General features: G+C 55.3%; 4 protein-coding genes. 2 read left to right on the top strand and 2 right to left on the bottom strand.

Going from position 1 to position 16,506, the window contains the following annotated elements:
* Positions 1–9: 9 nt before the first annotated feature.
* Positions 10–14,412, bottom strand: a complete 14,403-nt coding sequence (locus tag DCC81_RS22700) for a gliding motility-associated C-terminal domain-containing protein (protein ID WP_108688952.1) — start codon at positions 14,410–14,412, stop codon at positions 10–12.
* Between the two features lie 443 nt (positions 14,413–14,855).
* Between DCC81_RS22700 and rpmI the strand changes: the two genes are divergently transcribed.
* Together rpmI and rplT are read left to right on the top strand one after the other, a co-directional pair.
* The gene (gene rpmI / locus DCC81_RS22695; protein ID WP_108688951.1) at positions 14,856–15,053 is read left to right on the top strand and encodes a 50S ribosomal protein L35; all 198 of its coding nucleotides are present in this window, start codon (positions 14,856–14,858) and stop codon (positions 15,051–15,053) included.
* Positions 15,054–15,093: 40 nt separating this feature from the next.
* On the top strand, positions 15,094–15,438 hold the full coding sequence (rplT, locus tag DCC81_RS22690) for a 50S ribosomal protein L20 (protein WP_108688950.1): 345 nt from the start codon (positions 15,094–15,096) through the stop codon (positions 15,436–15,438).
* A gap of 217 nt (positions 15,439–15,655) precedes the next feature.
* Here the strand turns inward: rplT and ispE are convergent, their stop codons facing one another.
* Complete coding sequence (gene ispE / locus DCC81_RS22680) at positions 15,656–16,468, bottom strand: 4-(cytidine 5'-diphospho)-2-C-methyl-D-erythritol kinase (protein ID WP_108688948.1); 813 nt, start codon at positions 16,466–16,468, stop codon at positions 15,656–15,658.
* Positions 16,469–16,506: the final 38 nt, after the last annotated feature.

Below are 16,506 nucleotides of genomic sequence, written 5' to 3'. Positions count from 1 at the left end.
TGAGAAAGATTAGCGGATCAGTACTACACTGCCTTTGATGATGTTCGCAGGCCCGGTCGGCGTCACTTTGTAAGTTACCCAGTATACGTAGGTGCCAATTTCCACGGGCTCACCATTGAAGGTGCCGTCCCATCCTTTCTTCGCATCAGTGCTGAGGAAGATCAGCTGTCCCCAACGGTTGAAGATGCGCAATTCATAGTTGTACATCGGGCCGCGTACGGTGGGCAGGAAGATGTCGTTCTTACCATCGCCGTTCGGGGAGAATGCGTTCGGGAAGGTCGGATTCGGTACGCAATCCTGGAAGGTCACCGTTACCTGGTCTGTACTGCTGCCGCACTCGTTGAACGCGGTGACGGTGTAAGTACCAGGCTTGGTTACCTTCAGGGTACTGCCGGTAGAACCGTCTGACCACAGCACACTCTTGATGTTGCTGCCTTTCGGCGTCAGCACCAGGGTTTCACCATTACACATCACGGTGTCATTTCCAAGGCTTACGGTGGGTATACTGCTCATGCTCACGTCCACACTGTCAAAGTATACCATCTGGCAGAACCGGTCCATCACGGCCACTTTGTAGAGGCCTGCAGTGGTTACAGTCTTCACGGGATCAGGATCACCGTCGTTCCACAGGTAGGAGATCGCATCGGCGTTGGTAGCGTCCAGCGTGATCTGGCTGCCGGGGCAGAGTTCCTGGTCGGCGCCCAGGTCCAGTTTCAGTTTCGGCTGTTCACGCACGTTCACGGTATCTCTCACCACGCAGTTGTCTTTCGTTACCGTTACCCAGTATCCGCCCGGTTTGGTCACCACGATAGACGGTTGGGTAGATCCATTCACCCAGCGGATGCGGCCTCCATCGGCGCTCACGGTGAGCATTACGGATTGGCCCGGGCAGATGGCGGTGTCCTGTTTCAGCTGGATATCCGGCGGCGGGTTCACGGTCACATTCACGGTATCGATGGTGATACAACCGTTCTTGCTCACTTTCACCCAGTACTGGTCCTGTGCACCGGTAATGATGGACGAGCTGGTGGTGCCATTGCTCCAGAGGTAAGCGGCGCCACTTACGTAAGCGTCCAGTTTCACGGTCTGGCCACGGCAGATGGTTGTATCCGGGATGTCTACCAGCGGTGTGGGGATGAGGCCTACCTTGATGGTGTCTGTCACCACGCAGTTGGCATTTGTTACCCGCACCCAGTAAGTACCGGCTTTGGTAATGTTGATGCGTTGGGTCTTTTCGCCGGTAGACCAAACGATGTTGTAGTTAAAGTTAGCCGCACCTGCATCCAGCACCAGGCTGTTGCCACCGCAGATAGAAGTGTCGCGGCCCAGGTTCACTACGGGGCTGGTATTGTATTTCAGCGTGTAGACCTTCGGATCCGATACGCAACCGGTGAGACCGTCTGTTACGATGAACGTAGCGCTGGTGGCACCTTTCAGGTTGAACACATTGTAAGTCTGGCTCACCGGTACATTCACCACACCGGCCGGTTCAACGGCGGTGAGGGTGTAGGTCGGCTTGTTCACCGTGCCCTTGGTGCTCAGCGTGATATATGGGTTGCTGGAGCAGGTGATGGGCAGGCTGTCTGCCAGTGCAGGCTTGGTGCAGGGCTTGATGATCACATGCTGGATCACCTGCTGTGCCACGTTGCCACAGGCATCCACGGCGCTCCACCTGCGGGTGATCGTATAGCCGTTACAGATATCCTTCACGTATGGATCTTCTGAGTAGGTCGCATTTTTCGGGAAGGTAGCATCACAGTTATCGGTGGCCTTCAGTGTCACATGTGCCGGGATCGGGTCCTGGCAGTAGATGGTAATGTCGGCCGGGGCGGGTGCAATCACCGGTGCGGTGATGTCCCTGACGGTGATGGTCTGCACAGCGGTATTGGTATTGCCGCAGGCGTCTTTCAGCGTCCAGGTGCGGATCAGCTGGTAGCTTTGCGGGCAGTTGCCAGCCACGGTCCTTACTTTATAAGAGCCGCTCAGGTCTGTGCCGCCGCTACAGTTGTCAGAACCGGAGAGCTGCGGGGCAGCAGGGATGGAATCGCAACCTACGGTGGTATCGCGCGGGATCTTCATGGTGAAGACCGGGCGGGTGGTATCCTGTACGTTCACTACCTGTTTCCAGGTGGCGGTGTTGCCGCATTCGTCCGTGGCGGTCCAGGTGCGGGTCTCGGTGTAGGCCTTCTTGCAGCCTGTTACGGACCTGGTGCTGGTGCTGGTCACCACTTTCACGTTGCCCAGGGCGCCGCAGGCGCTGGTAGCGGTGATGGTGGGCCACGGCAGGGTGGCATCGCAATTCACGGTGGTATCGCGCGGCATCACCTGGTCAAAGGTGGGCTTCTGCGTATTGCGCACCGTTACGATCTGCGAGGTAGAGTCTACGTTGCCGCATTCGTCTTTCGCTACCCAGGTGTAGTGCAGTTTATAATTGTTCACACATGCACCCGCGATCAGCTCTTTCCACACGTACATCGTCTCCGTGATCTTGCTGGTTGCAGAGCAGTTGTCTGCCACGGCAATGGGCTGCTGTACCGGGATGGCGTTACATTCTACCGTCACGTCCGCGGGCTTACCGTTCGGGAAGGTAGGCTTGGTATTGTCCACCACCGTTATGATCTGGGTGAGGGTGGCCTTGTTACCACAGGCGTCGTACACGGTCCAGGTGCGGATCAGGCGGTAGTTATTCGCGCAGGCACCGGGGATGTCCTCTCTCCTTTCGTCGGCTACGGCCGTGATCGGGTTGGGATCGCATCCGTCCTTAGCGTACAGCGTGGGCTGTGCAGGTACCTTATCACAGCTTACGGTGATGTCTTGTGGTGCGGTAACGGTGAATACCGGCGGCACCGTGTCTATCACATTAATGATCTGGTGGGTGCTGTCCACGTTGCCACATTCATCCGTGATGATCCAGGTGTAACGCAGCGTGTAAGTGTTTACGCAGGCACCCGGGGTACTGGTCTTCACCACTTGTTTAGTGTACCTGATCTTATCCGTCGCAGAGCAGTTGTCTGCATAGGTCAGGTCTATCTGTGCCGGCACCTGGTCACACAGTACCGTTACGTCGGCAGGTGCGGGTTTGGTGAAGACCGGCTTTTTATTATCCACCACGGTGATGGTCTGGGTGGCCGTAGCGGTGTTGCCGCATTCATCGGTCACGGTCCAGGTGTAAAGCAGTTTATAATTGTTGGCACAAGCACCCGGGATGTCCACCCGCTGGCTGGTCTTCACTACCTGCAGGTTAGCCGGTGCGCTACAGTTGTCCGTAGCGGCCAGGGTTACCTGGGTGGGTACTGCATCGCAGCTCACGGTGATATCGGCCGGTACCGCCGGGGTGAAGCGCGGCCTGGTGGTATCCTGTACAGTGATGGTCTGCGCCAGGGTGGTGGCATTGCCACATTGATCTGTAGCGGTCCACGTACGTACCAGGATGTAGCTGTTCTTACAGTTGCCGTCCTGGCGGATCTCGTGCTTGGTAATGGTGATGCTGGCGGCAGGGCTACAGTTGTCCGTAGCCTGCAGGTCAGGCTGGGTGGGCACTGCGTCACAGTTCACCGTAACGTCGGCCGGTGCACTGGTGGTGAAGGTGGGCTTGGTATTGTCCACTACCGTAATGGTCTGTTGTACGGTCGTGTCATTGCCGCATTCGTCCTTCACATTCCAGGTGCGGATCAGCTGGAAGCTGTTGGCGCAGGCGCCGCTGGCCAGTTCCACGCGTTTCTCCCCTTTCGTGTACACCAGTTTCGCAGCGCTGCTACAGTTGTCCGTAGCTACCAGGTTTGGTTGCGTGGGGATGGCGTCGCAGCTCACGGTGGTGTCATTCGGTTGTTTAGTGGAGAACACCGGCTTGGTGCGGTCCACCACGGTAATGACCTGGCTTACCACGGACTTGTTACCACATTCGTCGGTAGCGGTCCAGGTATAAGTGAGGGTGTAGTTATTGGCACATGCACCCGGTATGGGGGTGGTGGTTACCGTTTTCACCACGTTCACATTGGCCGTGGCACTGCAATTATCAGTCGCGGTCAGGTTGCCCTGCACCGGTACCTTATCACAATCCACTGTGATATTAGCGGGTGTGGGCTGGTCAAATTTCGGGCGGGTGGTATCCTGAACGGTTACGGTCTGTGTGGCCACGGCTTTGTTGCCACATTCATCGGTGGCCGTCCATACGTACACCAGTTTGTAGTTATTAGCGCAGGCGCCCGGTGTGTTTACGCGGGTCACTGTTTTCACTACTGCCACATTCGCGGTAGCGCTACAGTTATCCAGCACGGTAAGTGTAGCCTGCGGGATCACGGCGTCACAGTTCACCGTAGTATCCCTCGGGATGGCCATGGTAAAGGTGGGACGGGTGGTGTCCTGTACGGTGATGGTCTGGCTTACCACGGCCTTGTTGCCACACTCGTCGCTCGCGGTCCAGGTGTACACCAGTTTGTAATTATTGGCGCATGCACCCGGGATGTTCACGCGTGTTACAGACTTGGCCACTTTCACACCACTGGCACCGCTACAGTTGTCGGCCGCTGTGAGGTCGGTCTGTGCGGGGATGGCGTTACAGTTCACGGTGGTGTCTTTCGGAGTAGTCATCGTGAATTTCGGGCGGGTGGTATCCTGTACGGTGATATTTTGTTTCACTACAGCGGCGTTACCACATTCGTCGGTGGCAGTCCAGCTGTAGGTGAGGATGTAATTTTTGGCGCAGCCACCCGGTATAGCGGTAGTGGTGCTGGATTGGGTCACTTTCACATTGGCAGGCGTGCTACAGTTATCCATAGCGCTCATGCTGATCTGCGCAGGAATAGCGTCACAGTTCACCGTGGTGTCTTTCGGCACCGGTGTGGTGAATTTGGGACGGGTGGTATCCTGTACGGTGATCACCTGCACCACGGTGGCTTTATTGCCACATTCGTCTGTAGCTACCCAGGTGTACGTGATCTTGTAGTTATTGCCACAGGCGCCCGGGATGGCAGATGCCACGGCACTCTTCACGATGGTCACCTTGTTTACGGGGCTGCAGTTATCAGAAGCGTTCAGGTTCTGCTGGGCAGGAATGGCGTCGCAGTTCACGGTCGTATCCAGGGGGATCGGCATGGCGAACTTCGGACGGGTGGTATCCTGTACCGTCACTACCTGGCTTACCACGGCCTTGTTGCCACATTCGTCTGTAGCGGTCCAGGTGTAAGTGAGCTTATAGTTGTTTACGCAGGCACCGGGTATAGCGGTACGCACTACGGATTTGTTGATGATCACATTGGCCGTTGCGCTGCAGTTGTCAGACGCGGTGAGGTCGCTCTGCACGGGCACTGCGTCACAGTTCACGATAGTGTCTTTCGGCACTGGCATGGTGAATTTCGGACGGGTGGTATCCTGTACAGTTACGTTCTGCGTTACCACGGTCTTGTTGCCGCATTCATCGCTGGCGGTCCAGGTGTACACCAGTTTATAGCTGTTGGTGCAGGTGGCACCCGGGATATTCACGCGGCTCACGGTTTTCACCACTTTCACATTGGCAGCGGCGCTACAGTTATCGCTTGCTGTCAGGTTGGTTTGCGCAGGAATGGCGTCACAATTTACGATAGTGTCTTTCGGCACCGCCATGGTGAATTTCGGGCGGGTGGTATCCTGTACGGTGATGGTCTGGCTTACGGTAGCTACGTTGAAGCATTCATCGGTAGCGGTCCAGGTGTAGATCAGCTTATAGTTGTTTGCACAACCGGTACCGTTCACACGGGTCACGGTCTTGGCCACTTTCACATTCGCGGTAGCGCTACAGTTATCGCTCACGGTCAGGTCGCTCTGGGCGGGCACTGCATCGCAATTCACCGTGGTGTCCTTCGGCGTGGGCATGGTGAATTTGGGACGGGTGGTATCCTGTACGGTGATCACCTGTTTCACAGTGGCTACGTTACCACATTCGTCGGTAGCGGTCCAGGTGTAAGTGAGCAGGTAATGGTTACCGCATGCGCCTACAATGTTAGTGCGGGCGCTGGATTTCACCACTTTCACGCTGTTGGTCACGCTACAGTTGTCCGTCACCGCCAGGTCTGCCTGTGCAGGGATGGCGTCACAGTTCACAGTGGTGTCCTTCGGTGTGGGCACTGTGAATTTGGGGCGGGTGGTATCCTGTACGGTGATGCGCTGGCTCACTACGGCGGTGTTGCCACATTCATCCTTCGCCGTCCAGGTGTAGGTGAGGATGTAGTTCTTCGCGCAGCTGCCGGCTATCGGCGTAGTGGTAGAAGATTTGGCAATGGTCACCTTTGCAGTGGCGCTGCAATTGTCGCTGGCAGTCAGGGTTGCCTGTGCAGGAATGGCGTCACAGTTCACGACCGTGTCTTTCGGCACCGGCACGGTGAAGGTGGGACGGGTGGTATCCTGTACGGTGATGGTCTGGCTTACCACGGCAGTGTTGCCGCATTCGTCTTTCGCCGTCCAGGTGTAGATGATCTTGTAATTATTGGCACATGCACCGGCAATGGCCTGGGTGGTTTTCCCGGGCGTTACCGTTACCTTGGCTTTAGCGCTACAGTTGTCGGAAGCGGTAAGCGTAGCCTGGGCCGGGATGGCATCACAATTCACGGTGATGTCTTTCGGCGTGGGCATATCAAAGGTGGGACGGGTGGTATCCTGCACGGTGATGGTCTGGCTTACCACGGCGGTGTTGCCGCATTCGTCTTTCGCCGTCCAGGTATAAATGAGCTTGTAATTATTGGCACAGGCACCGGCAATGGGCACAGTAGCCTGGCTGGGCGTTACGGTCACATTGGCCTTGGCGCTACAGTTGTCGGAGGCGGTCATGGTAGCCTGGGCCGGGATGGCATCACAGTTCACCGTGATGTCTTTCGGTGTGGGCAGGTCAAACGTGGGACGGGTAGTGTCCTGCACGGTGATCACCTGTTTGGCCACGGCGGTGTTACCGCATTCGTCTTTCGCGGTCCAGGTGTAGGTGATCGTGTAATTATTGGCGCAGTTGCCCGGTGTTTTGGCAGATACGGATTTGGTAATGGTAATGGCGGCAGGCGCACTACAATTGTCTGTAGCCGTGAGCGTAGCCTGTGCCGGGATGGCGTCACAGTTCACCGTAACATCCTTCGGAATAGGCATGGAGAAGGTGGGACGGGTGGTGTCCTGTACGGTGATGTTCTGTTTCACTACTGCACTGTTACCACATTCGTCGGTAGCCGTCCAGATGTAGGTGAGCACATAGTTTTTGGCGCAGGCACCTGCAATGGGTGTAGTGGTGCTGCTCTTCACGATCTTCACTTTAGCGGCAGCGCTACAGTTATCAGATGCAGTAAGATCTGCCTGCGTGGGGATAGCGTCACAGTTCACCGTGATATCCTTCGGAGCAGGCGTGGTGAAGGTGGGGCGCGTGGTATCCTGCACAGTGATGGTCTGGCTTACCACGGCAGTGTTGCCACATTCATCTTTCGCCGTCCAGGTGTAGATGATCCTGTAATTGTTAACACAGGCACCGGCAATCGCCTGGGTCACCTGGCTCGGTGTTACCGTTACCTTGGCCTTGGCGCTACAGTTGTCGGAAGCGGTGAGTGTAGCCTGGGCCGGGATGGCATCACAGTTCACCGTGATATCTTTCGGCGTGGGCAGGTCAAACGTGGGACGGGTGGTATCCTGCACGGTGATGGTCTGGCTTACCACGGCGGTGTTGCCGCATTCGTCTTTCGCTGTCCAGGTGTAAATGAGCTTGTAATTATTGGCACAGGCACCGGCAATGGGCACAGTAGCCTGGCTGGGCGTTACGGTCACATTGGCCTTGGCGCTACAGTTGTCGGAAGCGGTCATAGTAGCCTGGGCCGGGATGGCATCACAGTTCACCGTGATGTCTTTCGGCGTGGGCAGGTCAAACGTGGGGCGGGTAGTATCCCGTACGGTCACCGTCTGGCTTACCACGGCGGTGTTGCCGCATTCGTCTTTTGCCGTCCAGGTGTAGATGATCTTATAGTTATTGGCACAGGCACCGGCAATGGGCACTATAGCCTGGGTGGGCGTTACAGTCACATTGGCTTTAGCGCTACAGTTGTCCGAAGCGGTCATGGTGGCCTGGGTGGGGATGGCGTCGCAATTCACGGTCACGTCGGCAGGTACCGCCATGTCAAACTTCGGACGGGTGGTATCCTGTACGGTGATCACCTGTTTGGCCACGGTGGTATTGCCGCATTCATCTTTTGCGGTCCAGGTATACGTGATGGTATAGTTGTTACCGCATCCACCAGGTGTTTTGGCAGACACCGTAGGCGTTACCGTTACCTTGCTGCCCGCGCTGCAATTATCCGCAGCGGTGAGCACCGCCTGGGCGGGTATGGCATCGCAGTTCACCGTTACGTCCTTGGGAATGGCCATTGTGAAGTAAGGACGGGTGGTGTCCTGTACGGTCAGTGTCTGGCTGGCAGTAGCCACGTTTCCGCATTCGTCTGTAGCGGTCCAGGTGTATACCAAGGTGTAGCTGTTGGCGCAGGCACCGTTGGTACGTACGGAAGTTTTCTTCACGGTAATGTTGGCCGTGGGGCTACAGTTGTCGCTCACGGTCAGGTCGGCCTGTGCGGGCACGGCGTCACAGTTCACCGTAGCATTAGCCGGGATGGCCATGGTGAATTTGGGCCGGGTGGTATCCCTTACCGTGATCACCTGCTGTGCAATGGCGGTGTTGCCGCATTCGTCTTTCGCCGTCCAGGTATAAGTGATGGCATAGTTATTAGCGCAGGAGCCAATGGTCTTGGCAGACACGCTCTTGGTCACCGTTACATTTGCAGCAGCGCTACAATTGTCCGTGGCGGAGAGGTCTATCTGAGCAGGCACGGCATCACAGTTCACCGTCACGTTTGCCGGGATAGGCGTGGTGAAGGTGGGGCGCGTAGTATCCTGTACGGTGACGGTCTGGTTCACTACTGCGGTGTTGCCGCATTCGTCTTTCGCTGTCCAGGTGTAGATCAACTTGTAGTTGTTAGCGCATGCACCAGGGATGGCCACGCGGGTTTGGCTGGGCGTTATGGTCACATTGGCGGCAGCGCTGCAATTGTCTGTAGCGCTCATGCTGCCCTGGGCAGGAACCGCGTCACAGTTCACCGTGATATCTTTCGGTACCGGGGTGGTGAAGGTAGGACGGGTAGTATCCTGTACGGTGATGGTCTGTGTGACAACAGCAGTATTACCGCATTCGTCTTTCGCCGTCCAGGTGTAAAGGAGCTTGTAATTATTGGCGCAGGCACCGGGGATGGCCACATGTGTCTGGCTGGTGGTTACAGTCACGTTGGCCGCTGCGCTACAGTTGTCTGTAGCAGACATGGAGGTTTGTGCAGGGATCGCGTCACAGTTCACCGTGATGTTTGCAGGTACCGCCGTTGTAAATGTTGGACGGGTGGTATCCTGTACCGTAATGTTCTGTTTTACTACGGCGCTGTTACCGCAATCGTCCGTAGCGGTCCAGATGTAAGTGAGGATGTAGTTCTTAGCGCAGGCACCGGCAATGGGCGTAGTGGTGCTGGTCTTCACGATCTTCACATTGGCCGCCGCGGTACAGTTGTCCGTAGCGCTCATGTCAGCCTGGATGGGCACGGCATCACAGTTTACAGTGATGTCCTTGGGTACCGCCGTGGTGAACGTGGGGCGGGTGGTATCCTGTACGGTGATGTTCTGTTTAACTACGGCGCTGTTGCCACATTCGTCCGTAGCCGTCCAGATGTAGGTGAGCACGTAGTTGCCACCGCAGGCGCCGGGAGCGCTGGTAGTGGTGGATGTTTTCTTAATGGTCACATTCGCCGTGGCGCTGCAATTGTCGGTCACTGCCAGGTCTGCCTGGGTGGGGATGGCATTACAGTTCACGGTAACGTCTTTGGGCACCGCCGTCGTGAAGGTAGGACGGGTAGTATCTTGTACGGTGATGTTCTGTTTTACTACGGTGCTGTTGCCGCATTCGTCCGTAGCCGTCCAGATATAAGTAAGGATGTAATTCTTAGCGCAGGTGCTGCCTGGGATGGCCTTGGTGCTGCTGGTCTGTACCACTTTTACATTGGCCTTGGCGGAGCAGTTATCGCTGGCGGTCAGCGTGGCCGGTGCGGGAATAGCGTCACAATTAGCTACCACGTCTGCCGGGGCAGCCATGTCAAAGGTGGGCGCTGTAACATCCTGTACGGTGATGGTCTGGGTGTAAGTAGCGGTATTGCCACATTCATCCTTTGCCGTCCAGGTATTGATGATCTTATAGTTATTAGCGCAGGCACCGGCGATGGGCACAATGGTGCGGCTGGGCGTTATGGTCACATTGGCCGCGCCGCTGCAATTATCGCTGGCGGTCAGCGTGGCCTGGGCCGGGACGGCGTCGCAGCTCACCGTGATGTCTTTGGGCAGTACGCCGGTAAACACAGGGCGGGTGGTGTCCTGCACGGTGATGGTCTGGTTGTACACGGCTTTGTTGCCGCAGGCGTCAGTAGCCGTCCAGGTGTAGATCAGTTTATAGTTCTTGGCACAGGTAGCACCAGGAATGGCCACGGTGCTGGATGTGGGCACCACCGTGGGGGTGCTGCAGGCATCCGTAGCGGTGAGGGTAGCCTGTGCAGGGATGGCATCACAGTTCACCGTGATGTCTGTGGGCAGCGGGCCGTTGAACACCGGACGGGTGGTGTCCTGGATGGTCAGGGTCTGCTTAGCCGTTACCTTGCGGCCGCAGGAATCAGTAGCGGTCCAGGTACGGGTCATGGTCTGCGGGCAGGAACCCGTGGTCACGTCGGCAAAGGTGATGTTCAGCGGCGTGTTATACGGGTCTGCAAATACAGGCTGTGTAAAGTAGTTGGTATATACCAGTGCCGTGTTACACTGGATCACGGAGTCCGGGCGCTGGGACACTACATACGGGTCCTTGTTCACCACGAGGATGCGGATCGTATTGCTGGTATCCATGCAAGCGCCGGAGGTCACGATCCTGCGGAAGAAAACAGAGTCAGTAGGCGCACCTGGATTGTAAGCAGCGCTGGTGGCGCCGGCAATATTGGTGAAGGGGCCGCTGGCCTTGGGGGCAGACTGCCACTGGTAAGTGTAAGTGCCGGAGCCGCCGCTCAGGGTGCCTACGCTTACGATGGGATTGGCATTGCTACCCAGACAGATCTTCTGGTTAGCGCTGATCACATCGTTGGCAATGGAAGCACGGTTAGTCAGTACTACCTGGTCACTACCGCCGGAACAGGGGCCGTTGGTCACGGTCCACAGCAGGGTGGCAGCAGTGCCGGGTGGCACGCTCACCCAGGAGGTGGGCGAGTTAGGTTTATCTATCACGGGTGTACCGGATACAATGGTCCATACACCGGTGCCGGTGATCACGGTATCGGCAGCCATTTTAAAGTTAGGATCACTACAGTGTTCCTGGTCGGGGCCTGCCTTGGCCGTGGTGGCGCTGGCGTACACGGTCACCGTAGTATTGGTACACGCGGTGGCGGAGCAGGTACCTGCAGGATCTTCTGCCCTTACATAATAAGTAGTGGTGGCAGTAACCGGCACGGTCAGCGTGGCGCCAGTGCCGATGGCGGTGCCGCCACAGGTGCCGGCGTACCATTTCCATTGTGCACCGGTGCCCAGGAAGCCGCCGGTTACAGAGAGCGTGGTATTGCCGCTCACGCAGATACTGGCCGGGCTGGCACTGGCTGCGGTGGGTGCTACGGAGGCTATTTTTACGGGCACGGTAAAGGTGATCGGCGTACCGGAACAAGCGGTGCTGTCGTTCAATACCGTAAGGGTGAATTTATAAGTACCGGCAGCAGTAGTGGTCGGGATGGACACGGGCAACGTGATCTTCAGCGGCTGGGTGAAGTCTACTACCTTTTTGTTCCAGGCGGTAAAGCCAGGAACGGTGCCGGTGAGGGAGATCTTGGTCGGATTGCCGGTGAAGCCGTTGATCACCAGGTTAAAAGAGCCATTGCTGGCGCAGGCATCTGTTACGGAGTCAATGCTGATGGTGGGTGGTGCTACATAATTGAGCGTTACCTGGTCAGCGGCGCCGTCACAGGTACCGTTGTTCAGCGTCCAGGCCAGTACCACGGTCTGCGGCCTGGTACCGGAGAGCGTTACGGTAGTGCTGGCGGCATTGGGGCTGCCAATGCTTACGCCGGTGGCACCGCCGCTGGTATTGGATACGATGGTCCAGGTGCCGGTCTCCCCTGCTACCCCACTGTTGGCTGTGAGGTTAAAGATGCCCGCGCAATTGGTCAGCGTGGTTTGGTTAATAACGCCGGTAGTGGGCATCGGGCGGTTCCACAGTACCACTTTTGCAGAGCTGTCGCAGCTGGTAGTGGATACGGTGTCCTGGATGTCCCATACGGCCGTTACCTTGGAGCCGAGGGTGAGGCCGGTTACGCTGGCACTGGGGTTGTGGAGGTCTGCCGCTGCAATAGCGGCTCCGTTTGTGGGAGCCAGCAGCGACCAGGTGCCCATCTGGCCAGTGGCAGGCGTGCTGCCGTTCAGCGTAAAGGTGCCGTTGTTACATTGTTTAAGGGTATCCTTTGTTACGCTGGGCGTGGGCATGGGCCGTACGTTCACCACCGCGGTCTGGGAGATCTTACACACCCCGTTAAACAAAGTATCGGAATAACTGTAGGAGCCTACGGCCGATTTCTGCACCGTGATGGAGGTGCCCACATCCGCGGGGCTGGTGCTCCAGCGGATGGTGTAAGCGGCGTTAGAAGGATTGGCCTGCAGGGTTACCGGTGTATTGATACAGATATTGGCCACCGCCGGCATCAGGTTGCCTACGGGTAGGGTATCTACTATCACATTGGCAGTAGCCTGGCGGGAGCAGGATTTGCCCTTGCCAAAGGTTACGGTACCGATAACGCTGTACGTGGTGCTCACCGGGGGTTTGTCTGCAATGGCATTGAAGACACCCGCGGAGGTATCACCTTCTATATAGCGGACCGGCGTGCTGTTGATCACCCACTTGTAGTGCGAGTACACTTTCTGGGTGACCAGGTGCACGGAGTCCCCGATACAGATCTCGGGGTTGTCCAGGGTGATCATGGGCACGGGCAGTACCGTCAATGTGGCCGGGTCGGAGAAGCGGGCGCAGGTACCATTGGGGTCCTGGCCATTTTCCACCACTTTCACCCGGAAGAAATACTGGAGGGAATTGTTACCGTTGGATTGCAGTACGTCGCCGCTCACGGTGAGGGTACTGTCGTTGGTCTTGATAAACTGGGAACCATCAATCGTGATGTTGTTCCAGCCGGGCTGGCCGGCGATGCTGTCCTGCCAGTAATAGGTAGGCTGGGTAAAATAGCTTACGGGGGTTACAGAACCGGTAAGGCTCACGCTTTGGTTCTGGCAAATGCTGTTGGAGGTATTACCTTTCAGACCGTCAATGTAGGTGAACATTTTAGGACCGCAATAAGAGAAGGTGATATCATCCACTGCAATGTCGTTACCGCAACCACCAGGGTTACGGTTCACCATTTGAAATTTAACGCTGGTCACGCCGGGCGGTGTTTTAAAAGTACCGCCGTACAGGTTCCAGGTAGAATTAGGGATCCCCATGGATACGTCGTAAGTGGGGAACGTAGCCAGCAGGGCGTTGGTGCTTGCGTCAATGATCTGGAAGTCCACGCCAGCATACATATAACCGCCGGCACAGGTATTTTCCAGGATGGCCTGGGTGTTCAGGTTCATGAAGTAGGCCGTAAAATTATACTTGGCACCCGGGCAAAGGCCGGTGATGGTCCTGGTATAAAATGCGAGCCCCTGGTTCTGGGAGTTACACACCAGCATAGCGCCTTTATAGTCACCGCTGGTATGGTCCGGTGCCTTGATCCAGCCGTCGTGTTGCTGGGTGGAGGTGGCCACACAGTAGTAGTTATCTTCTACGTTCGTGGTGGTGGAACCATCCGGACCGGATTGGAAAGTATAGCTGATCGTAGCGGGTGCCTGTACCTGGTGGCGTATGCCATCGGTATAGTTGCCAAAGGTTTCCGTAAAGCCGGTACCGGAGTTGTCTGAGCCATAGCACACGTCAATAGAACAATCGTGTACAATGATGGTCTTGGTGGCTGTCAGTGTATCGATAGTGGTCTTGCCTGACTTATAGGGCACTTTCGCGGTGAAAGTGATGGTGTCCACGGTATTGAACTGCACGCTCACGGTGGAGTTGTCAGTATTGGAGCTGGCGGCGGTTTGCCCGTTGAACGTACCATACAGAGAGGTAACAGTGGTCCCTGCTTTCTTTTTGGTGATCGTCCATACGGTGGTCGGGTTTGTTACAGCTGTGCCACTGGTGAGGTGGATGTTCATGGTAGCAAAGCTGCCTTTACAAACATCCGACGGGGCGTTGAGCTTAACCGACTGCGCAGACACCTGCTGCACGCCCAGGAAGAACGTGGCAATAACCAGGTATAGGAGAGCCAGAAACTTTTTCATTGTCTTCAACAATTATTTATAAAGAGAGTTTGGTCCACAGGGCATTCTAGCGCGCGCAGACTAAGGATAGTTTATGTGTTATACTTATAATATTTAGGCGAATTGCTATATGTCTAAGTATAGACAGGGTTGTTGAAGTGTAGAGAGTTTTCATAGGCAATCGTCTTTAACGAATTAAAATAAGGATAGGTCGTATTATAGGTGTTTCAAAATTAAAAGTAATCATAATAGATAAAATTAAAAAATATGATTTCATTGTAATAAGATAGATTGGACAAGATTTTCAGCCCTACCGGACGGAGCTATTGAATATCAGGTGCTTGGGGTTTGGGAAAATTTCAGGACATTTATCCACATTGGGGCACTGTGTATAATTATTTGGGGAGATATGAGCGATATATAATTTTATTCCCTACCTTTGCAGACCAAATTAAATAATTACAATGCCGAAAGTTAAGACTCATTCCCGTGCTAAAAAGACGTTCAAAGTGACCGGGAGCGGAAGAATTAAAAGATATAAAGCTTTTAAAAGTCACTTGTTGAGCAAGAAGAGCAACAAACGTAAACGCCACCTGAGAGGCAGCAGCATGGTTAGCGAAGCTAACTTGAACCTGGTAAAAAGAATGCTCTGTCTTCGCTAATTATAATCAATTTATCTAACCTGAGTAAAACAGAGCAACAATGCCTCGTTCAGTAAATGCAGTAGCTTCCAGAGCTCGCCGCAAAAAAATCTTAAAGCAAGCGAAAGGATTTTACGGTAAACGTAAAAATGTATATACCGTAGCAAAGAACGTCCTTGAAAAAGGCCTGACTTATAGCTATGTAGGTCGCAAATTAAAGAAAAGAAACTACCGCCAGCTGTGGATCGCCCGTATTAACGCGGCCGCCCGTGCAGAAGGTATCACCTATTCTGAATTCATCCACAAACTGTCTGAAAAGAACGTGGACCTGAACAGAAAAGTACTGGCTGATCTGGCTATGAATGAGCCGGAAACGTTCAAGAGCCTGGTAGCTTCCGTAAAATAAGGTTTTACTTTATTGCACATACCGATTTAGCCGGTGCCTTACAAGGTGCCGGCTTTGTTGTTTGGGGCTATGCCTCAAAATGCGCAGGCACAGGCATATGGCTCCAAACGCTCCCAGGATGGCATATTATTCCCTATCCAGTCACAAAAAAGCCCCGGCATTTACTCCAAGAAGCAAACACCAGGACCCTTCCTTCTAAAAAGTACTTACCTGTAAATCAATTGATCTTAAATACCCGGTAGGCCGGGTCCCATGTTACCGCGGGGAAGGCATGTTTCTCAAAAATGCCTACCATGGCGGAGCCGCTGCCACTCATGGCGGCGTACAGGGCCCCGTGTTTGTACAGCTGTGCCTTGATGTCGCCCAGTGCGGGGTGGGCTTTGAGCACGGGGGCTTCAAAGTCGTTGCTGATACTGTGTTTCCACTCCTTTATGGGTTGGCGGATGGCCTCTTTGAGGGAGGCTGCCGGCTGCTGTGGTTTCACCTGGCCAAAGGCCCAGCCGGTGTTCACATGTATGCCCGGGTACACCAGCAGGAAGGAATATGCATCCAGCTGCAGGTCTATGTCTTCCATCACTTCTCCCCTGCCGGTGGCATACACCGGTTTGTTGCGGATAAAGAAGGGGCAGTCGCTGCCCAGCTGGGCCGCATAGGTCAGCAGCGTGGGCTCTTCCAGCTGCAGGCGGTATTTGCGGTTCAGCAGTTGCAGCATGAAAGCAGCATCGGCAGAGCCGCCCCCCAGGCCGGCGCCCATGGGGATATGTTTGTGCAGGTGCACCTGCACGGCCGGGATGGCGGGAAAATCCTTTTGTAAAAGATGATAAGCTTTGAGCACCAGGTTGTCCGCACTATCGCCGGGCACGGGAAGGCCGCTGTTGCTAAAGGTGGTGCTGGCCGCGGCCGTTATTACTTCCAGTCCGTCTTTCAACGGCAGTGGATAGAAAACGGTTTGCAGGTCATGGAACCCGTCGGCCCGCTTGCCTGTGATGTGCAGGCCCAGATTAATCTTGCAGTTAGGAAAGGTGAGCATGGAATAAAGGTGTCATAGGATAATGGATAGCCCGCGCG

This window comes from Chitinophaga parva (assembly GCF_003071345.1).
GTDB classification, from domain to species: domain Bacteria; phylum Bacteroidota; class Bacteroidia; order Chitinophagales; family Chitinophagaceae; genus Chitinophaga; species Chitinophaga parva.
The sequence above is the reverse complement of the archived record's forward strand: the minus strand, read 5'-3'. Positions and strand labels throughout refer to the sequence as shown.

Coding starts and splice junctions, on each gene's coding strand:
- DCC81_RS22700 (WP_108688952.1), bottom strand. CDS start 14,412: ATGAAAAAGTTTCTGGCTCTCCTATACCTGGTTATTGCCACGTTCTTC.
- rpmI (WP_108688951.1), top strand. CDS start 14,856: ATGCCGAAAGTTAAGACTCATTCCCGTGCTAAAAAGACGTTCAAAGTG.
- rplT (WP_108688950.1), top strand. CDS start 15,094: ATGCCTCGTTCAGTAAATGCAGTAGCTTCCAGAGCTCGCCGCAAAAAA.
- ispE (WP_108688948.1), bottom strand. CDS start 16,468: ATGCTCACCTTTCCTAACTGCAAGATTAATCTGGGCCTGCACATCACA.